Below are 19,214 nucleotides of genomic sequence, written 5' to 3'. Positions count from 1 at the left end.
GATGTTTCTCCTTAGCAGAGCGACTGCGCCATGCGCCTGGCGTTGGCCATGATGGTGTGGGTCGGGTTGCTGTTGCCGGGGAAGTTCATGACCGAACCGTCCATCACGTGGATATTGGTGAATCCATGGACCTTGCCGTTGCTGTCCACGACGGAAGTCCGCGCGTCGTGACCAGCGCGCAGGGTGCCGTGCAAATGTGCGCGCCCTTTCCTGTTGAGAAACAGCTCGCGCTCGATACGGGCGGCGCCGCTGCGCCGCAGGATGTCTTCCGCGCGTTCAGCCAGGAACTTGATGCGTGCGCAGTCGTTCTCGGAATTCTCGTAGCTGAAACGGATGTACGGGATGCCGTCGGCGTCGACGGTGTCGTCGAGCAAGACCCGGTTGTACGACCACGGCTCGTCTCCGGCGATGTAGTGCAGGCGGATGAGGCCGACGTTCTTGTTCGGGGGCGAATAGTTCGATTCGTAAATGATGCCGCCGAATCCGCAGGGCGCGGCGTCGTGCTCGTAGAACGCATCGGTATAGACGGTCGCATGCGGCCCGCGGTGGGGCGCGAACGCGCAGGGCGCCGTGCTCTCGCGCATGAATCCCACGGAATAGCCGCTGACCTTGAACGAGAGTCCGCGGCCGGCGAGTCCTGCGTCGTTGCCGATTCCCTCCGGCGAGTGCCGGCTCCTCGAGCGCAGCAGCAGCGCCGTGGTCTGGATCGCGTTGGCGCAGACGATGACCCGGGCGACGGGGATGCGGATCAGCTCGGACGACAGCGGAACATAGCATTCGATGGCGTTGGCGCGGCCATCGCCGAGAACCTCGATCCGGTTGGCGAAACATCCGTACAGGACCGAGATGCTTCCCGGCAGCCCGGTGTCGTCGAGGATGTCTCGCGCCAGCACGGATGCCCTGGCATCCGTCGGGCAGGTCAACTCGTCGCATGCCGAGCATTCGACGCATCCTCTGCTGGTCCCCGGTGGGCGGATCGCCAGCGGTACGCTCTTCGAGCGGATGCCGAGATCCTGCATCGCCTGGCTCAGCATCAGCCCGCGCGGGCTGGCGGGGTAGGGCGAGAACCCGTCGGTGCCGCAGATGCCCAGCAGCCTCTCGATCTCGCGATAGTGGGGCTCCAGATCCTGGATCGTGATGGGCCAATCGACCTGCATGTCCGTCGTCAGATACTGCGAGGCGGCCAGGTCCGACGGTCGGTAGCGGAGCATGATCGCGTCATAGAACTGCATCCCGCCGCCGACGCAGCAGGCGGTCCAGGGATTGCCGTCGGCGCAGTCGTCTGAGGTCAACGCCTTGCTGTAGGCGGCCTGATACGGCCTGAGCATGGTGCCCGGGGACACCAGGCCGCCATATTCCAGGATCGCCACCCGCCAGCCTCGTTCCGCCAGCGTTCTGGCCACGATCGAGCCGGACGGGCCCGAACCGACGATCACCGCGTCGAAACTCGAGTACTGGGTGCGCGCTGCAGCGATGTGTCTGATGTCGACCACGGGCAAGCTCTCCTGCCGGGATGGTGATGCTGGGTTAGTGCGTGGTATCGGCCACGCAGGCGAGAATGCGTTTGCTGCGGGCTACGTAGTCGGCGACGATGGCGTCCGCCGCTGCGTTGGCTGGATGGCGGTAGCTGATGTTGAGGCCGTCGTGGGTGCGCATGATCCACAGGCAGACCTCCTCGGGGTCCGTGATGCGGCTGCGCAGCGCGACGGCGTTCCACGCGTTCCAGTGACGGGCGCCGCCGATCAGGCGCAGATCCATGTAGGACACCATGAAGGGATCGCGCAACGGCTGGCCCAGCAGTTCCATCACGCGCGGGATCGGAATCTGCGCCAGCGCCTTGATGCCGTCGAGGGCCGCCGCCGCGCAGCGCACGGCCTGCTCGAAGCCGCCGGCCGGCTCCAGGGCGAACGTCACCGGGCCCATGCCCACATACCAGCCCAGGGACGGACGCCGCGGCGGCGGCTGCGTGTTGAAGGGCAGCATGGTGCTGAATTCGGGCGAGCCGGCGATTTCCAGGTTGGCTAGCGCCAGACAGGCGAGCACGCCGGAGAAGGAATCGCCTCCTGCTGTTCGGCAAGCGCATTCGAATGCGCGCGTGGATGCGGCGTCCAGCAGGTCGGCGTATCCGCTGGGCTGTGCGGCGGCGCAGCCGTCCGGATTGCGCACGGGCAGCGGGAACGCGGGTAGCGCCCCTTTGCCGTCGGTCACGAACCGCCGCCAGCGCAGGATGTGGGGATGGTCAACGGTCAAGGCGTCGGCCGCCGCCCGTTCGGCCTCGGCGAAATCCAGGTAGCTCGGCAAGGGGGCGCCTGCAGCGACGGTGGAGGCTTCGCGGGTAGCGCAGGCTGCGGCATAAAGCGTGTGGATTTCCTGGGGAATCTGCAAAAGTGAGTAGCCATCCACCAGGGTGTGGTCCAGGGCGATGCAGACGGTGGTGGACGCCGCGTGCGCGATGCTGGTGGCGAGGTAGCCGGGCCACGCGAGCGGACCGACCTCGCTGTCGAACAACTGCTCCAGGTACTGCCCCAGTGCCGCGGCGTCCGCGAACATGCCGGCCTCGCTGGCGTGCACGCGGGCGTTCCCGACCGGCAGCGTGGTGCGTTGCAGGTCGCAGCCCGCGGCAGTGCGGGAACGCGGGCCGAGCTGGCTGCGGAGGACTTCGTGGCGGTCGATCCATGCGCGCAGCGCCGCCGCGAAGGCGCGCAGATCGAGTGCGGCGGGAAGATCGAAGAGGCAGCCCAGCCATGACGGCGGTCGCCTGCCCTGGCTGGCTTCCTCGCGCATGTACCTGATGGCCGCTTCCTGCGCGTGCGAAGCGCGGCGCGGGTCGTGCGTCCATGCGTTTCGAGGCGCCGTGCCGTCGCACACCCGCCAGACGGTGAGGTGGCCCGCAGGGAGTCGCATGGAGGGCAGGTCGATGATCCGCATGGCGATCGGACGGTTGTCTATCTGCGGGAAGCGGCGGTGGACGGGACGGCGGCATGCCCCTGCCCGAGTTGGGGAACGCGCACCGCCCAGAGGGGGGAGGCGACGATCCAGCCGGCCGCCGCCGCCATCAGCGCGCCGCTGAGAAGCAAGGTGGTTCTCGGCGTCGACCACATGCCGCATGCACCACCGAGCAGGGCGCCGAGCGGCGCCAGGCTCCAGACCACGGTGCGGATGCTCGCGTTCACCCGTCCATGCAGGTGCACGGGCGCCAGGGCGTAGCGGATCGGTACCTGGTGGACGTTGTAGACCTGCTGTCCTGCCCAGATCAGCACCTGCGACAATCCCAACGCGAGCCAGCCCGCCCCATGCAGGCTTGGGCCCAGTACCGCGCCGATCGCGCTGGTCAGCAATGCCGCGGTCAGCGTGCGGCCCAGCCCCAGCGCCTGCGCCACTCGGCGGGCGATCAGGGCACCAAGCACGCTGCCTGTCGCGGCGATGCCGGTGACGGTGCCGATCATGCCGGCGCTCAATCCCAGATCCCGGGACAGGTACAGCAGGAACACCGCGGAATAGGCGCTGTAGCAGAAAACGAACGTACCCGTGGCAAGCGTCACGGCGCGTAACGAGGGGCTGCGCAGCGTGAACAGGACGCCGTCGGCGGCCTCTCCCAGCAGGCGCCAGATTGCGCCGCCTGCCTGGCGCGCGTGGCGATCGGCCAACGCCGGCGCGTTGCGCGCCGAACGCAGCGCCGCATGTGGGAGCAGGGCAACCGCCAACAGGAAGGACGCCGAGTCGGCCAGGATCGCGACGGGCGCGGAGAACGTGGCGACCAGCCAGCCTGCCAGTGGCAGCCCAACCACCAAGGCTGCCGACTGCGCCAGTTCCATCCTGCTTTGCGCCTGCACCAGTTGCTGCGGACCGACGACCGTCGGCACGCAAGCCAGGAAGGCGATATCGGCGACGACCGCGGCCGCTCCCACCAGGGTCGCGACGAGGTAAAGATGCGCCATGCCGATATGCCCATCGAGCAATGCGGTCAGCGGCAGCGTGGCAAGCGTGAGCGCCATGGCCGCGTTGGCGACGACCAGCAGCATCCAGTGCGCGACCCGATCTGCCGCTACACCGGCAAGCAGGCCCAGCAGCAGATAGGGCGCACGTCCGCAGGCAAGCAGAACGCCGGTTTCGAATGACTGCGCGTTGTTCAATTGGATTGCGATCAACGGCAAGGCCAGGAGGGTCACCTGCGACCCGATCAGGGACAGCGCTTGGCCGGCGACGAGGAGGCGGAAACTGCGCGGCAGCCGCTGCCGGGATGCGCGACATGGCGGCAGCGGCCGCGTCATGGCGTACGGCCGGGTTCCGGCGCGCTCAAGCCGTAACCGAGATTCAGCAGTTCCTTCCCGGCGATACGTTCGAATGCTGCGATCTGGTCAGGCGTCAGATCCTGCAGATAGCGCCCGCGACGCGAGGCGGACAAGGGTTTGCGCGTCGCGGCTGCCGCGGGGTGACCCCAGGGCGTCTCGAACAGCGAATGCGCCTGCTCGCTGTGGTGAAGCATCGCCTCGTCCCAGGCGACGCCAAGGTAGTGCAGTACCCGTTCCAGGGTCGCGCGTGGCTGGGTGACGAGATCTTCGTAGCGAATTTCCAGATAGCGTCCTGGCGGCGCGCCATGGCGCGGCCCGGTGACGACTTCGAGCCAACCGTGGGCCGCGTCGGCAATCGTTCGGTAACCCCAGTCCGGGACCGTTCCGAGATGCGAGGCTGCCAGGTCGCGACCGTCGCGGATAATCTGGATGAAGTGCGCGTTCGGCCAGATTCTTGAATACGTTTCGATGTCCTTTATCTTGCGTTGCAGTTTTAATCCCCAGCGCTTCTTTTGGGTGTTCTTGCGGCGAAATTCGCCAATGGATTCAATGACCAGGCAGCGTTCTTCCAGCGTGGAAAGCGTGCTGTCATGTTCAGCCATCAGTCCGCCGATCAACGCGCGTACATCTTCGCGGCGCAGGCCGAAACGCTCGCACTGTATGACGAAGTGCATGCCGTCGTACCATTCCGGATCGATGGTGTCCTTGCTGTTGCCGGCCACTCGCCGGTCGCCGCAATCCATTAATTCGCACACTGCGAGAATATGGGGGCCGAGGTTTTCGGGTTCGATGAAGTCGATCTCCGGTCCGACCACCAGGTCGGGGTGCGAGTCGAGCAGGATGCTGAGTAGCGTCGTTCCTGAGCGATTTTCGCCTCCGATCATGATTGGCGGCGAAAGCGGCGTGGTGAATGAGGGCGATTGGCGGGAGATAGACATAATGATTCCGCGTGTTGCGCACTTTATATCACCGGGTAAATCGTGGGGTTAGCGTATTTTGTAGACGTCCGGGAGATTCCGGACATGCTGCACATTAGTGGGTTAATCGCGGTCGCAGTGCTTGGGCCGTATGCCGAAACCGCGGTGGCAATTCGCCTTGATTCGCCAGAGACGCCGCCTGCGCTCGATCTTCAGGCGGTCGCGAATGTGGGCGGCGACCGCATTGCGTAGACGTCGAGCTCGCTGCGACGTAGCGCGTGCCGATCGAACAATCGCGACGTCGCGGTCCGGTGGCGTACTGAAGGCGCGGCCGTGGCACTCCATCGCCTTGCAGGGCAATGCCGCCGCATCTGTATTGCGGTCTTCCGGCGGTCGCGAATCTCGCCGCCCTGTGGCCGGGTTTTGTGGACGCCTCGCGCTTTGCGAAGGTCGTGCACGCTACTGGGTCAATCGCGATCGCCGTGTTCGGGATGGGCGTCGAAGTCGCGCCAGTGGCGGCCGTCGTAGGCCTGCAGCGGCCGGAAGCGGCGCTTGTAGTCCATCTTCTGGTGGCCGCGGATCCAGTAGCCCAGGTACAGGTGGCGCAGACCCTCGCGCCGGGCCCAGGCGAGCTGCTGCAGGATCGCCAGCGTGCCCAGGCCGCGCGCGCTGGCCTCCGGATCGTAGAAGGTATAGACCGCCGACAGCGCCTGCGCGGTGATGTCGGTGACCGCCACCGCCAGCAGCGGCCCGCGGCGTCCGTCCGGCATGCGCTGGCGCAGTTCCAGGAAACGCCCATGCGACCAGCGGCCGATCAGGAACTGGTCGAACTCGTGCGCGCCGTGATCGTCCATGCCGCCGCCGGGATGGCGATGGCGCAGGTAGCGCTGGTACAGCGCCAACTGTTCCTCGTTGCGCTCGGCGGCGACGATGCGCACCTCGATGTCGGCATTGCGCGCCAGGCAGCGGCGCTGGCTGCGATCGGGCACGAAGTCCTCGACCGGAATGCGCACCGCCACGCAGGCGCGGCAGTGGTCGCAGTGCGGGCGATAGACCAGGTCGCCGGAACGGCGGAAGCCCCAGCTCAACGCCAGCGGATACAGCGCGCCCAGGCGCGGATCGTGCGGGTCCAGCACCAGGTCGCGGGCCTGACGCTCCGGCCAATAGCCGCACGCGTGCTGGCCGGTCTGGAACAGCCGCAGGTCGTCGCTGGCGTCGGAATGGATGGCCATGCGCCGAGCATAGCGCTTCGCCATCGCAGGGGCCGCGACTGTCCCCTCCATGAACAGGTCAGGTCGCGGGTCAACCGTGGCGGCGACGAGGCGTTGTCTGCAGGGAAGGCGCGCTGCGCCGGTCCGCTGTTCGGGCCGCCCATCGCGCCGACGCCTGCCGTTGCGGCAGGTTCCTCATCATCCTCAGGGAGTGACCCATGAAGTATCGCAACCCGCTGCTCGCCCTGGCCGTGCTGGCCGTGCTGTCCGGTGCCGCCTACGCCGTTCCGCCGCCGCCGGCCGATCCCGCCGCGCCAGCCGCTGCCGGCGGCATCGCCGCGCTCGACAAGAACGGCGATGGCGTCATCGACCGCAGCGAAGCCGCCGCCGATCCGCGCCTGGCCGCGCATTTCGATGCGCTGGACAAGAACCACGACGGCAAGCTCAGCCGCGACGAGTGGCCGCGGCACGGCCGCCACGGCGGCCCGGGCGAACACGGCGTGCCCGGCGCGATGATGGCCAAGCTGGACACCAACAAGGACGGCCGCATCAGCCGCGCCGAAGCGCAGGCCGATCCCAGGCTCGCCGCGCGCTTCGACAAGATGGACGTGAACAAGGACGGCTACATCGACCGTGCCGACTTCGAGCTGCGCGCCAAGCAGCATCGCGATGCCTGGTTCGCTGCGGCCGATACCAACAAGGACGGCATGCTCAGCCGCGCCGAGTTCGATGCGGCGCAGGTCAAGCGCTGGGCGCATCGCCCGGGCGGTCCGCGCGGCGGCGACGCGCCGCCGCCGATGCCGGCGCCGGACAGCAACTGAGTCAGCCGCCGCAGCACCGCTTCACTGCATCAAGGCGCCGATCGACCGCGCCCCTGTACCGCAAGGTGCAGGGGCGTTTTGCTGTGGGAGACGCGGGAGGTACGCGCTGTCGCGACGTGGCGTCGCGACAGCACAGCAGTGAGGTGTCACGCGCTGTGCGGCGCAGGCATGTAGAAACCTGCAGCAGCAAGCGCAATGCCACAGCCGATGCACGCGACAGGGCGCCGCGCGCAATGTCCTCAGTTGCCGCGCGGCGCCGGTTGCACGCGCACGCGCACTTCGTCGCTGCCGGTGTCTTGCGCCGGAGGCCTGGCCGGCTGCGTCGCGGGCGCCGCGGCGGGGGCAGGGTTCGGTCCGCGGTTGTCGCGGTGGCGCAGCACCGTGACCAGCGCCACCGCAGCGATCGCCAGCAGCAGGGCGATGCGGATGCGCCAGGCCCAGCGCTTGCCGCTGTCCGCTTCCACCTGCGAGCGGAACTCGTTCAAGTACGGCGCGCGGCCCTGTTCCGGATCGCGCCGGGTACTGTCGAGCAGTCCGGCTTCGCGCAGCAGTTCGCGCGCGCGTGGCTGGTCGTTGGCGTGCACCACCCACACCGTGGGCTGCGCCTGCGCCGCCACCGGATCGAGATAGCTGAACTGGCCGCTGCGGCGGCTGCGGTAGGAGCGGCCGTTGCTCAGCCGCACCGCGATGCCGGCTGCGCGCAGCAGTGCGGCCACGCCTTCGGCGGTTTCCACGCGCTGGCTGCTGAAGATCTGACGCATGCGGGGTGCCCTCAGCTTTTCGCCGGAACCTGCGCCGCGGCGCCGGCGTCGGGGACCACGCGGATCAGGCCTTCCTGCGCGGTACTGGCGACCAGGGTGCCGTCGCGGGTGAAGAACTGCCCGCGCGCCAGGCCGCGCGCACCCTGCGCGCTGGGGCTGTCCAGCGAATACAGCAGCCAGTCGTCGGCGCGAAACGGGCGGTGGAACCACAGCGCATGGTCGAGCGAGGCCATCTGCACGTTCGGCGTGTAGTAGCTGATGCCGTGCGGGAAGGTGGCGGTGCCGAGCAGGTGGAAGTCCGAGGCGTAGGCGAGCAGTGCCTGGTGCAGTTCCGGCGCATCGCCGACCGGCTCGCTCAGGCGCAGCCACATCTGCTGGAACGGCGGGCGCTTGGGCGGGTTCAGCTCGTCGCGCGGATACACGTGGCGGAACTCGAACGGGCCGCCGCGCGAGAGCCAGCGCTGCACCTTGGTCGGCAGCGTCGCCAGCACTTCCGGGCGTGCCGCCGGGGTCGGCTCGATGTCTTCCGGCTGCGGCACTTCCGGCATCTTCAGCTGGTGGGTGGCGCCGTCTTCCTGTTCCTGGAACGAGGCCGCGCAGAAGAAGATCACCTTGCCGTGCTGGATCGCGGTGACCCGCCGCACCGAGAAGCTGCCGCCGTCGCGGGTGCGGTCCACGTCGTAGACGATGGGGTGGTCGATGTTGCCGGCGCGCAGGAAGTAGGCGTGCAGCGAGTGCACGCGGCGCGCGTTCTCCACCGTGGCCTGCGCCGCCGACAGCGCCTGGCCCAGCACCTGGCCGCCGAACACGTACTTGGTGCCGATATCGCGGCTCTGGCCGCGAAACAGGTTGTCCTCCAGCCGCTCCAGCGACAGCAGTTCGATCAGTTCGGACACGACGGGGGCGGGCTTGGCGGACAAGAGGCGAGGCCTGGCGACGGACGTGTGCCCAGTATACCGGGCCGTCCGCGCCGCTCAGCCCTTGCCCAGCCGCGCCGCCAGCGCGCGCAGCGCGGCCTGGGTGTCCGGCGCCTGCCAGTCGTCGATCAGCCGCTCCAGCCCGATGTGCTCGTCGGCCAGCGCCGCGCGCAGGTCGGCGCGGGCGATGGCGCGGGTCTGCAGCATCGGCTGCCGTGGCCGCTTCAGCAGGTCCAGCAGCCAGGCCAGCGCGCGCGCCACCACCAGGTCGGCGTCGACCAGTTCGTCGACCAGGCCGATCTCCAGCGCGCGCTCGGCACTGACCAGGTCGCCGCCGATCAGCAGGCGCTCGGCGCGGTGCGCACCGACCACCCGCCGCAGCAGGCGCTGGATGCCCTCCGGGGCGACCAGGCCGACCTGGGTCTCGTTGAGTCCGATGGTGACCGGACGCGCCGGCTCGGGGCTGCGCGCCATCACCCGGTAGTCGCAGCACAGCGCCAGCACGCAGCCGCCGGCCGGGGCGTGGCCGGTCAGCGCCGCCACCACCGGGATCGGGCTGGCGGCCAGCGCGCGCGCCGCGCCGAAGAACTGCTGCCAGCTGCCGAGCAGCTTGGCGCGGTCGTCGCCGTGGCCGAGCAGGTGCGGCACGTCCATGCCGGCGGAGAAGAGGCGTTCATTGCCCGACAGCACGATGCCGTGCGCGCCCTCGGCGCTGGCCTGTTCGACGGCCTGGATCAGCTGTCCGCACAGGGCGGTGTCCAGCGCGTTGACCGGCGGGCGCGCCAGGCGCAGTTCGCGGATGGGGCCGTGGTTGATCACGTCGATGAGCGTCGTCATGCTGCGGTCTGCTCTGGAAGAAGGAATCTCGGCGATGATAACCAAACCATTCGCTGGCGTACTGTGCGTGCTGTGCGCGGCCGCCGCCTCGGCGTCGGCCGCCGAACCGGCCTGCGTGACCCTGGAGCAGGGCTGGGCGCGGCTGCCGCCGAATCCGGCGATGCCGATGACCGCCGGCTACGGCACGCTCCATAACGGGTGCGGCAAGGCGGTGGCGGTCATCGGTGCCAGCAGCCCCCGCTTCGGCGATGTGTCGCTGCACGAGACCACGCTGGTGGCCGGCGTCAGCCGGATGCGCGCGGTCGAGCGTGTGCCGCTGGCTCCCGGCGCGCGCGTCGAACTCAAGCCCGGCGGCATGCACCTGATGCTGATGCAGGGCAAGGGCGCGCTGACCGAAGGCCAGGCCGTGCCGCTGCAACTGCAGCTGGACGGTGGCGGCAAGGTCGATGCGACGCTGACCGTGCGCAAGCAGGCGATGTAAGGCAGCCTCGCGTCACGAGGCGAGCCTGCCGCAGGAGCGGCGCACGACCTGTCGCGCCGGGCCGCGGCAAACGCCAGCGATGGGGCGGTCAGGCGCCACGGCGAAATCGGGTGTCTCCGCCGCAGCGTGCTCTGCGGTGGCGCCGCGCGCTTAGGTCCAGTCGTATGAGAACAGCACGGTGCGGCTGTGCGGCTCGTACAGCATCACGATCGCGTCGGCGCCAGCGGCGCACCAGTTGTAGCCGGCGACCTCGGCCACGGCGAGGAACGGGTTGCCGTCGCGCGTGATGACCACTCGCTCCGCATCGTCCGCTGCGTGCGGATCCTGCGCCGCATCGGTGAACGTCAGCGCGAAGGCCGACGGGATCGGTGCCGTCACCACCCAGTTGCCGTACCCGATCTGGCCGCCCAGCGTATCCAGGTAGGCGTGTTCGATGACGGTGTCCGGGGCGTAGGCCGAGCCGCTGGCCAGCCGGCCATGCGCGGCATGGTCGTCGCGCGCCTTCGCATAGCGCTCGCGCATCTGTGCGATGTGCTCCCGCGCGTCGGCGTCCTCGGTCTGGTCGCCGAGGAAGTAGCCGGGATTGCCGAGAAAACGCATGCGGTTGTCGGCGCTCAGTTCGAAGGCGATCCAGTTGCTGCCGGTGAACGCGTTGTGGTGCGCGCCGGTCTCGTCGCCGATGCAGCCCTCGTAGGGTTCGATCGGGCACAGCAGGGTCGGCGCGCAGCCGGCCAGTTCCGGCCGCAGCACGCCCAGGTCGATCTGCAGCAGCGGCAGCAGGTGCTGGCCGAGCCAGTCCTGGTCGACGGGGAAGACGTCGCGGGGAAACGCGACCATACCGGGTAGCAGGTCGCGCAGTTCGGTGCGATGGAGCATGGCGGTCCTTGGCAGGGTGCCGGCCGTGGCCGGCGTCCGTTGGCGTGGGTGCCGGCCAGTGGCGGGTACGCCGGCGCGGCGGGTGCCCTCGCCCCTGGCCCTTGCCCGCAGGCGTCAGCTCGACGCTTTGCGCACGGCGTCCGGCAGCGGCGCGCTCTTGCCGGTCTGGGTGTCCATCCACACCACCACCACGTTGCCGTCGGAGTACAGCTTGCCCTCGTCCTGCTGGTCGACGATGCGGTGGCCGATGGTGATACTGCTGGTGCCCAGGCGCTCGACGAACAGTTCGACCAGGATGTCGTTGGGCCACACGATCGGTGCGCGGTAGTTGACGTTGGTCGCCGCCACCACCGGCGCGATGCGGTCGCGCATGGACACGCCGTCCACGCCGAGCATCCAGCGCACCCGCGCCTCTTCCAGGTAGGAGATGTACTTGGCGTTGTTGACGTGGCCCATGCTGTCCATGTCGCGCCAGCGCACGCTGATCGGGATGCGCGCCAGGGTCTTGTGTTCGCTGCTCATCAGGCGTCCTTCTTCTTCTTGGTGCCGGTACTGGTGGTGCTCTTGCTGGCCTTGTCGCTCTTTGCCGCCACCGCCTGCTTCTTCGCCGGCTTTTCCGGCTTGACCTTGCGCGGCGGGCGCGCATCGGGCTTGTTGGCCATCGCCGCCGGCTGCTCCGGGCGCGCGCTGGTGGAAGGCAGCATCCGCGCCAGGAACTGGCCGGTGTACGACTGCGGGCAGGCGGCCACGTCTTCCGGCGTGCCGGTGACCAGGATGGTGCCGCCGCGATGGCCGCCTTCCGGGCCCAGGTCGACGATCCAGTCCGCGGTCTTGATCACGTCCAGGTTGTGTTCGATCACCACCACGGTGTTGCCCTCGTCGCGCAGCTTGTGCAGCACCCCCAGCAGCGCCTCGATGTCGTGGAAGTGCAGGCCGGTGGTCGGCTCGTCGAGGATGTACAGGGTGCGGCCGGTATCGCGCCGCGACAGTTCCTTGGACAGCTTCACGCGCTGCGCCTCGCCGCCGGACAGGGTGGTCGCGCTCTGCCCGAGCTTGATGTAGCTCAGGCCCACGTCGACCAGGGTCTCCAGCTTGCGCGCGATCGACGGCACCGGCTCGAACAGCTTCAGCGCATCCTCGACGGTCATTTCCAGCACGTCGTTGATGTTGAAGCCCTTGTACAGGATCTCCAGCGTCTCGCGGTTGTAGCGCTTGCCGTGGCAGACGTCGCAGGGCACGTACACGTCCGGCAGGAAGTGCATCTCCACCTTGATCAGGCCATCGCCCTGGCAGGCCTCGCAGCGGCCGCCGCGCACGTTGAAGCTGAAGCGACCCGGCGAGTAGCCGCGCGAGCGCGCTTCCGGCACCTGCGCGAACAGTTCGCGCAGCGGCGTGAACAGCCCGGTGTAGGTGGCCGGATTGGAGCGCGGGGTGCGTCCGATCGGCGACTGGTCGATGTCCACGACCTTGTCGAACAGGTCCAGGTGCTCGATCTCGCGGTACGGTGCCACGCTGTGCGAGGCGCCGTTGATCTCGTTGGCCGCCAGGGTGAACAGGGTGTCGTTGATCAGCGTCGACTTGCCCGAGCCGGACACGCCGGTGATGCAGGTCAGCAGCCCGGCCGGGATGTCCAGGTCGACGTTCTTGAGGTTGTTGCCGGTGGCCCCGCGCAGGTGCAGGGTCATCTTCGGATTGGCCTTGTGGCGCTTGGCCGGGATCTCGATGCGGCGCTTGCCCGACAGGTACTGGCCGGTCAGCGAGCGCGGCGCCTTCAGCAGGTCCTGCACGCTGCCCTGGCCGACCACCTCGCCGCCGTGGACGCCGGCGCCGGGGCCGATGTCCAGCACGTAGTCGGCCAGGCGGATCGCGTCCTCGTCGTGCTCGACCACGATCACCGTGTTGCCGAGGTCGCGCAGGCGGGTGAGGGTGCCGAGCAGGCGCTCGTTGTCGCGCTGGTGCAGGCCGATCGACGGCTCGTCGAGCACGTACATCACCCCGACCAGGCCGGCGCCGATCTGGCTGGCCAGGCGGATGCGCTGCGCCTCGCCGCCGGACAGGGTGTCGGCCTTGCGCTCGAGGGTCAGGTAATCCAGGCCGACGTCGACCAGGAAGCCCAGCCGCTCGGCGATCTCCTTGACGATCTTGCTGGCGATCTCGCCGCGCCAGCCGGGCAGGTCGAGCTGGCGGAAGAAGCTCAGCGCGTCGTCGATCGGCAGCACCACCAGGTCCGGCAGCGGACGGTCGGCGACGAACACGTTGCGCGCAGCCTTGTTCAGACGCGCGCCCTTGCAGTCCGGGCACGGCCGTTCGCTGATGTACTTGGCCAGTTCCTCGCGCACCGCCGGCGATTCGGTCTCGCGGTAGCGGCGTTCCAGGTTGGGGATGATGCCTTCGAAGCGATGCTTGCGCTGGGTGCGGCCGCCGGCGTCGGTGAAGTAGGTGAAGGTGATGGTCTCGTCGCCGCTGCCGTACAGCACCGCCTGGCGCACGCTCGCCGGCAGCGACTGCCAGGGCGCGTCGACGTCGAACTTGTAGTGCTTGGCCAGCGAGGCGATCAGCTGGAAGTAGTACGCGTTGCGCCGGTCCCAGCCGCGCACCGCGCCGGCCGACAGCGACAGCTCCGGATGCACCACCACCCGCTCCGGATCGAAGAACTCGGCCACGCCCAGGCCGTCGCAGCTCGGGCAGGCGCCCATCGGCGCGTTGAACGAGAACAGGCGCGGCTCCAGCTCCGGCAGCGAGTAGTCGCAGACCGGGCAGCTGTACTTGGAGGAGAACAGGTGCGGCGCGGCCGCGGCGTCGTCCAGCGACTGCACCGACACCATGCCGTCGGCCAGCTTCAGCGCGGTCTCGAAGCTCTCGGCCAGGCGCTGCTTGATGTCCTCGCGCGGGCGGAAGCGGTCGATCACCGCCTCGATGGTGTGCTTCTGGCGCAGCGCCAGCGCCGGCACCGCGTCGATCTCGTACAGCTCGCCGTCCACGCGCACGCGCACGAAGCCCTGCGCGCGCAGTTGCTCGAACACCTGCGCATGCTCGCCCTTGCGCTCGCGGATCACCGGTGCCAGCAGCATGTAGCGCTGTTCCGGGTCCAGGGTCAGCACCTGGTCGACCATCTGGCTGACCGTCTGCGCCTCCAGCGGGTAGCCGTGGTCGGGGCAGCGCGGCTGGCCCACCCGCGCGTACAGCAGGCGCAGGTAGTCGTAGATTTCGGTGATGGTGCCCACGGTGGAGCGCGGGTTGTGCGAGGTCGACTTCTGCTCGATCGCGATCGCCGGCGACAGGCCTTCGATGTGATCGATGTCGGGCTTTTCCATCACGCTGAGGAACTGCCGCGCGTACGCCGACAGCGATTCCACGTAGCGGCGCTGGCCTTCGGCGTAGATGGTGTCGAACGCCAGCGAGGACTTGCCGGACCCGGACAGGCCGGTGATCACGATCAGCTTGTCGCGCGGCAGGTCGAGGTCGAGGTTCTTGAGGTTATGCGTCCGCGCGCCGCGGATGCGGATGTAATCCATCGCCATGAAGAGATTCCGGAGTGTGCCGGCCGCGGCGGTGCTGCTGGCCAGTGTGGGGGCGGAAAGGGGACGGCAATCGATCAGCGTACCCAGCTTGTCAGGTGGGGGCAATTGCCGCAGATCCCAGCGCCGCCGGGCGCCGGCGGCTGGCTGGTTCAGGCAGCCGTGCCGGCCCGCGGGGCTTGACAGTCCGGGCCTGGGTGGGCTTGACCCTGCCGCGCGCGGCGGCTTACAATCCCGCTCCTGTCTGCCCGAAACGGCACGACGGGAACGACCACAATAACTACAGAGGAAGTCTGGTCATGTACGCAGTACTGGTCACCGGCGGTAAGCAATACCGCGTCGCGCAGGGCGAAACGCTCCGCGTGGAAAAGCTCGAAGTCGAAGCCGGCAACGAGATCACGTTCGACAACATCCTGATGCTGGGCGACAGCGACGGCATCAAGATCGGCGACGCGCTGAAGGGCGCCGCCGTCACCGCCAAGGTCGTGGCCCACGGCCGCGCCGACAAGGTGCGCATCATCAAGTTCCGCCGCCGCAAGCACCACATGAAGCGTCAGGGTCATCGGCAGCACTACACCGAAATCGAGATCACCGGCATTGCCGGTGGCGACAAGAAGTAAGGAGCAGCAGTCATGGCACACAAAAAAGGCGTAGGTTCCTCGCGCAACGGCCGCGACTCCAACCCGAAGTACCTGGGCGTGAAGATGTTCGGCGGCCAGGCCATCGAAGCCGGCAACATCATCGTGCGTCAGCGCGGCACCCAGTTCCACCCGGGCGCCGGCGTCGGCCTGGGTCGCGACCACACCCTGTTCGCGCTGGTCGACGGCAAGGTCGAGTTCTCGGTGAAGGGCGCCAAGAAGCGCCGCACCGTGAGCGTGGTCACCGAGGCGTAAGTCGCCGGTGTCCAGGGCCTGCGCCATGGCGCGGGCTTGCTGACGAAAGCCCCGCTTCGGCGGGGTTTTTGTTTTGCGGCTGGGAATGGGGAGTAGGGAATCGGGAGTGGCAAAGGCGCCTCCCGTGAACTCGCCCTGTCCTGGCTGCGCTAGGCAATGCAGTGATGGATTTTGCCGATCTGTGGCTGCGACTTAGAATCGACGTCGCGGCGACGGCTCGCTTTTTCCATTCCCGATTCACCATTCCCCATTCCCGGTTGTTATCCATGAAACTCGTAGACGAAGCGGAAATCCAGGTCACTGCCGGTAATGGCGGCAATGGCTGCGTCGGCTTTCGCCGCGAGAAGTTCATCCCGCTGGGCGGGCCCGATGGCGGCGATGGCGGCAACGGCGGCAGCGTGTGGCTGGTCGCCGACGAAAATCTCAACACCCTGGTCGACTTCCGTCACCAGCGCGCGTTCCGCGCGCAGCGCGGCGAGAACGGCATGGGCCGGCAGATGTACGGCAAGGCCGGCGAGGACCTGACCATCACCGTGCCGGTCGGTACCGTGGTGGTCAACGTCGAGACCGACGAGGTCATCGGCGACCTGGTCGCGCACGGCGACCGCCTGCTGGTCGCGCAGGGCGGCAAGGGCGGCCTGGGCAACATGCACTTCAAAAGTTCGGTGACGCGCGCGCCGCGCAAGGCGACGCCGGGCGAGGAGGGCGAGGAGCGAACGCTCAAGCTGGAGCTGAAGCTGCTGGCCGACGTCGGCCTGCTCGGCTTCCCCAATGCCGGCAAGAGCACCTTCATCCGCGCGGTCTCCGCGGCCACGCCGAAGGTCGCCGACTACCCGTTCACCACGCTGTACCCGAACCTGGGCGTGGTCAGCGTCGAGGCCTACCGCAGTTTCGTGATCGCCGACATTCCCGGGCTGATCGAGGGCGCCGCCGACGGCGCCGGCCTCGGTGCGCAGTTCCTGCGCCACCTGCAGCGCACCCGCCTGCTGCTGCACCTGGTGGATCTGGCGCCGATGGAGGGCGGTGTGGACGGCGTGTCGCCGACCGAGCAGGTACGGGCGATCGAGCGCGAACTGCAGAAGCACGACCCGGAGCTGCTGGCCAAGCCGCGCTGGCTGGTGCTGAACAAGGCCGACCTGATGTTCGAGGACGAGGCGCGTGCGCTGGCCGAGCAGGTCGTCGCCGAGCTGGGCTGGACCCAGCCCTGGTATCTGGTGTCGGCCCTGGGCCGCGAAGGCACCTGGCCGATCATGAAGGACGTGATGGCGTTCTTCGACCGCCAGCGCGAGGACGCGCTGGATGCGGCTGCCGATGCTTCCTGAGTCCCGCGCCGTGCGACGGCGTGCAGAGTGGGGTGGTACGCACACGAAAAACCCGGCCGAGGCCGGGCTTTTTCGTGGTGCTGCCGGAAGCGTGGGTGCTTCCGGCGTCGACGGCAGCCGATCAGGCGGCGGTCTTGATCGCCTTGATGCGGGCGCTCAGGCGGCTCTTGTGACGGGCCGCCTTGTTCTTGTGGATCAGGCCGCGCGAGCTGAAACGGTCGAGGATCGGCTGGGCGATGGCGAAAGCGGCTTCGGCGCCGGCTGCGTCGTTGGCGTCCAGGGCCTTGATGACCTTCTTGACGGCGGTGCGCAGCATCGAACGCTGAGCCGTGTTGCGCGCGTTGCGCACGACGGTCTGCTTGGCGCGCTTCTTGGCGGACTTGATATTGGCCACGGTGGTGGTTTCCTGGAAAGCTGTGTGGTGGATAAAAACAAGCGGGAGAGTATGAAGCGTCCAAACATTCGCGTCAAGCCAATTGTCAAGAGGGCCGTCGCATGAGCACGCCGCGCATGCTCCGCGGGCTGCTCTCGTTCAGCAGCATGACCATGGTCTCGCGCGTGCTGGGGCTGGTGCGCGACCAGGCCATCACCATTTCCTTCGGCGCCAACGCGACCACCGATGCGTTCTGGGTGGCGTTCCGCATTCCCAACTTCCTGCGCCGGCTGTTCGCTGAAGGCTCGTTCGCCACCGCCTTCGTGCCGGTGTTCACCGAAGTGAAGGAGACCCGCCCGCATGCCGACCTGCGCGCGCTGATGTCGCGGGTGTCCGGCACCCTGGGCGGGGTGCTGCTGCTGGTCACCGCGCTGGGCCTGATCTTCACCCCGCAGGTGGCGATGCTGTTCAACCCGGGCGCCACGGACGATCCGGCCAAGTTCGGGCTGATCGTCGACCTGTTGCGGCTGACCTTTCCGTTCCTGCTGTTTGTGTCGCTGACCGCGTTGGCCGGCGGCGCGCTCAACAGCTTCCACCGCTTCGGCCTGCCGGCGCTGACCCCGGTGATCCTCAACCTGTGCATGATCGCCGGTGCGCTGTGGCTGGCGCCGCGGCTGCAGGTGCCGATCCTGGCGATGGGCTGGGCGGTGCTGGTGGCCGGCGTGCTGCAGTTGCTGTTCCAGTTGCCGGCCTTGCGCGGCATCGACCTGCTGACCCTGCCGCGCTGGGGCTGGCGGCATCCGGACGTGCGCCGGGTGCTGACCCTGATGGTGCCGACCCTGTTCGGCTCCTCGATCGCGCAGATCAACCTGCTGCTGGACACGGTGATCGCCTCGTTCCTGTATGCCGGCTCGCAGAGCTGGCTGTCGCAGGCCGACCGCTTCCTGGAGCTGCCGCTGGGCGTGTTCGGCGTGGCCCTGGGCACGGTGATCCTGCCGGCGCTGTCGCGGCACCACGTCAAGACCGACCGCGCCGGCTTCTCCAGCGCGCTGGACTGGGGGCTGCGCACCACCTTGCTGATCGCGGTGCCGGCGATGCTGGGGCTGATGCTGCTGAGCCAGCCGCTGGTGGCGACCCTGTTCCAGTACGGCAAGTTCACCGCCTTCGACACGCGCATGGCGGCGATGTCGGTGTTCGGGCTGAGCTTCGGCCTGCCGGCGTTCGCCCTGCTCAAGGTGCTGCTGCCGGCGTTCTATTCGCGCCAGGACACGCGCACGCCGGTGCGCGCCGGCGTCGCCGCGCTGGTCGCCAACATGGTGCTGAACCTGCTGTTCCTGGCGATCCTGTACCAGCTGTGGGTGCCGGCGGAGCTGCGCGCGCAGGGCGTGCGCGCGGCGCTGGCCGCGGTGCCGGGCCTGCACCTGGCGCTGGGCCTGGCCAGCGCGGTGGCCAGCTATCTCAACCTGTCGCTGCTGTGGCGCTGGCTGCGCCGCGACCAGGTCTACCAGCCCAAGCCGGGCTGGAGCGGCTACCTGCTGCGCCTGGGCGTGGCCTGCGCGGCGATGGCCGCGGTGCTGGCGCTGGGCCTGCACTGGCTGCCGGCGTTCACCACCATGGACAAGTGGCACCGCATCGGCAGCCTGCTGCTGCTGGTCGGCGGTGGCGGCGCGGTGTATCTGCTGGCGTTGCTGGCGCTGGGGTTCCGGCCGCGGGATCTGCGGGAGCATTGAGGTCGGGACCCGGGACCCGGGACCCGGCATTCCCGCGAGTGCGGGGCGGTTGCGATTGCACTGTGGGAGGGGCTTCAGCCCCGACGGGCTCTACCGGTAGAGCCCGTCGGGGCTGAAGCCCCTCCCACATAAAGCGGTCACTCTGTTTTTGCGGGATCGCTTCGCAGTAGTTTGGTCTTGGGCGCGATGCTGCCGTCCCGGGTCCCGGGTCCCGGGTCCCGGGTCCCGAGCCCCGAGCCCCGAGCCCCGAGCCCCGAGCCCCGAG

The 19,214-nt window shown here is 68.5% G+C and carries 19 protein-coding genes; 7 read left to right on the top strand and 12 right to left on the bottom strand.

Features of this window, described 5'->3' with window-relative positions; translation table 11 throughout:
- Positions 1 to 11: 11 nt before the first annotated feature.
- Genes AC1PME_RS15245 through AC1PME_RS15230 form a run of 4 tightly spaced genes read right to left on the bottom strand, consistent with a single transcriptional unit; the run spans position 12 to position 5,230 of the window.
- On the bottom strand, positions 12 to 1,493 hold the full coding sequence (locus AC1PME_RS15245; RefSeq protein WP_481096331.1) for a GMC oxidoreductase: 1,482 nt from the start codon (positions 1,491 to 1,493) through the stop codon (positions 12 to 14).
- Between the two features lie 34 nt (positions 1,494 to 1,527).
- Entirely contained in the window at positions 1,528 to 2,928 is a 1,401-nt protein-coding gene (locus AC1PME_RS15240; protein WP_481096330.1) for a condensation domain-containing protein, read from the bottom strand.
- Between the two features lie 17 nt (positions 2,929 to 2,945).
- On the bottom strand, positions 2,946 to 4,271 hold the full coding sequence (locus tag AC1PME_RS15235; protein ID WP_254458771.1) for an MFS transporter: 1,326 nt from the start codon (positions 4,269 to 4,271) through the stop codon (positions 2,946 to 2,948).
- Positions 4,268 to 5,230 carry a sulfotransferase family protein gene (locus AC1PME_RS15230; protein WP_481096329.1) on the bottom strand — a complete coding sequence of 321 codons (963 nt, stop codon included), beginning with the start codon at positions 5,228 to 5,230 and terminating at the stop codon, positions 4,268 to 4,270. Before AC1PME_RS15230 ends, AC1PME_RS15235 begins: the two co-directional genes overlap by 4 nt.
- 84 nt (positions 5,231 to 5,314) lie before the next feature.
- On the opposite strand from AC1PME_RS15230, the gene AC1PME_RS15225 reads away from it, so the two are divergent.
- Positions 5,315 to 5,461, top strand: a complete 147-nt coding sequence (locus tag AC1PME_RS15225; RefSeq protein WP_481096328.1) for a hypothetical protein — start codon at positions 5,315 to 5,317, stop codon at positions 5,459 to 5,461.
- A 215-nt stretch (positions 5,462 to 5,676) separates the two neighbouring features.
- On the opposite strand, the gene AC1PME_RS15220 is transcribed toward AC1PME_RS15225, so the two are convergent.
- A complete protein-coding gene (locus tag AC1PME_RS15220; protein WP_429002544.1) occupies positions 5,677 to 6,498 on the bottom strand; it encodes an arginyltransferase in 822 nt (273 codons plus the stop codon).
- 140 nt (positions 6,499 to 6,638) lie between these two features.
- On the opposite strand from AC1PME_RS15220, the gene AC1PME_RS15215 reads away from it, so the two are divergent.
- A complete protein-coding gene (locus AC1PME_RS15215) occupies positions 6,639 to 7,241 on the top strand; it encodes an EF-hand domain-containing protein (RefSeq protein WP_307551741.1) in 603 nt (200 codons plus the stop codon).
- A 239-nt stretch (positions 7,242 to 7,480) separates the two neighbouring features.
- On the opposite strand, the gene AC1PME_RS15210 is transcribed toward AC1PME_RS15215, so the two are convergent.
- The 3 genes from AC1PME_RS15210 to AC1PME_RS15200 are packed head-to-tail and all read right to left on the bottom strand — an operon-like array spanning position 7,481 to position 9,756.
- Positions 7,481 to 8,002, bottom strand: a complete 522-nt coding sequence (locus AC1PME_RS15210) for a putative signal transducing protein (RefSeq protein ID WP_481096327.1) — start codon at positions 8,000 to 8,002, stop codon at positions 7,481 to 7,483.
- A gap of 11 nt (positions 8,003 to 8,013) precedes the next feature.
- The gene (tesB, locus tag AC1PME_RS15205) at positions 8,014 to 8,922 is read right to left on the bottom strand and encodes an acyl-CoA thioesterase II (protein ID WP_254458766.1); all 909 of its coding nucleotides are present in this window, start codon (positions 8,920 to 8,922) and stop codon (positions 8,014 to 8,016) included.
- Between the two features lie 54 nt (positions 8,923 to 8,976).
- A complete protein-coding gene (locus AC1PME_RS15200; RefSeq protein WP_481096326.1) occupies positions 8,977 to 9,756 on the bottom strand; it encodes an enoyl-CoA hydratase/isomerase family protein in 780 nt (259 codons plus the stop codon).
- A 34-nt stretch (positions 9,757 to 9,790) separates the two neighbouring features.
- Here AC1PME_RS15200 and AC1PME_RS15195 point away from each other — a divergent pair, with 34 nt between their 5' ends.
- Positions 9,791 to 10,237 (top strand): copper chaperone PCu(A)C, encoded by a 447-nt coding sequence (locus tag AC1PME_RS15195; RefSeq protein WP_481096325.1) that lies wholly within the window; start codon positions 9,791 to 9,793, stop codon positions 10,235 to 10,237.
- Positions 10,238 to 10,387: 150 nt separating this feature from the next.
- Here AC1PME_RS15195 and AC1PME_RS15190 read toward each other — a convergent pair whose 3' ends face one another.
- The 3 genes from AC1PME_RS15190 to uvrA form a co-directional block, all read right to left on the bottom strand.
- Entirely contained in the window at positions 10,388 to 11,113 is a 726-nt protein-coding gene (locus AC1PME_RS15190; RefSeq protein ID WP_481096324.1) for an enolase, read from the bottom strand.
- Between the two features lie 114 nt (positions 11,114 to 11,227).
- On the bottom strand, positions 11,228 to 11,635 hold the full coding sequence (locus AC1PME_RS15185) for an acyl-CoA thioesterase (protein ID WP_254458762.1): 408 nt from the start codon (positions 11,633 to 11,635) through the stop codon (positions 11,228 to 11,230).
- On the bottom strand, positions 11,635 to 14,634 hold the full coding sequence (uvrA, locus tag AC1PME_RS15180) for an excinuclease ABC subunit UvrA (protein WP_481096323.1): 3,000 nt from the start codon (positions 14,632 to 14,634) through the stop codon (positions 11,635 to 11,637). Before uvrA ends, AC1PME_RS15185 begins: the two co-directional genes overlap by 1 nt.
- 296 nt (positions 14,635 to 14,930) lie before the next feature.
- Here uvrA and rplU point away from each other — a divergent pair, with 296 nt between their 5' ends.
- From rplU to cgtA, 3 genes are all read left to right on the top strand, one after another.
- On the top strand, positions 14,931 to 15,251 hold the full coding sequence (gene rplU / locus AC1PME_RS15175; RefSeq protein ID WP_010341170.1) for a 50S ribosomal protein L21: 321 nt from the start codon (positions 14,931 to 14,933) through the stop codon (positions 15,249 to 15,251).
- A 12-nt stretch (positions 15,252 to 15,263) separates the two neighbouring features.
- Positions 15,264 to 15,524, top strand: coding sequence for a 50S ribosomal protein L27 (gene rpmA, locus AC1PME_RS15170; protein WP_010341169.1), 261 nt, complete (start codon positions 15,264 to 15,266; stop codon positions 15,522 to 15,524).
- Positions 15,525 to 15,790: 266 nt separating this feature from the next.
- A complete protein-coding gene (gene cgtA / locus AC1PME_RS15165; protein ID WP_254458760.1) occupies positions 15,791 to 16,846 on the top strand; it encodes an Obg family GTPase CgtA in 1,056 nt (351 codons plus the stop codon).
- Positions 16,847 to 16,967: 121 nt separating this feature from the next.
- Here cgtA and rpsT read toward each other — a convergent pair whose 3' ends face one another.
- A complete protein-coding gene (gene rpsT / locus AC1PME_RS15160) occupies positions 16,968 to 17,240 on the bottom strand; it encodes a 30S ribosomal protein S20 (protein WP_010341167.1) in 273 nt (90 codons plus the stop codon).
- A gap of 116 nt (positions 17,241 to 17,356) precedes the next feature.
- Here rpsT and murJ point away from each other — a divergent pair, with 116 nt between their 5' ends.
- Positions 17,357 to 18,949, top strand: a complete 1,593-nt coding sequence (gene murJ, locus AC1PME_RS15155) for a murein biosynthesis integral membrane protein MurJ (RefSeq protein ID WP_481098128.1) — start codon at positions 17,357 to 17,359, stop codon at positions 18,947 to 18,949.
- Positions 18,950 to 19,214 lie beyond the last annotated feature (265 nt).

It is taken from the genome of Xanthomonas sp. NCPPB 901 (assembly GCF_056725085.1).
This window is presented reverse-complemented; position numbering and strand designations above follow the sequence as displayed.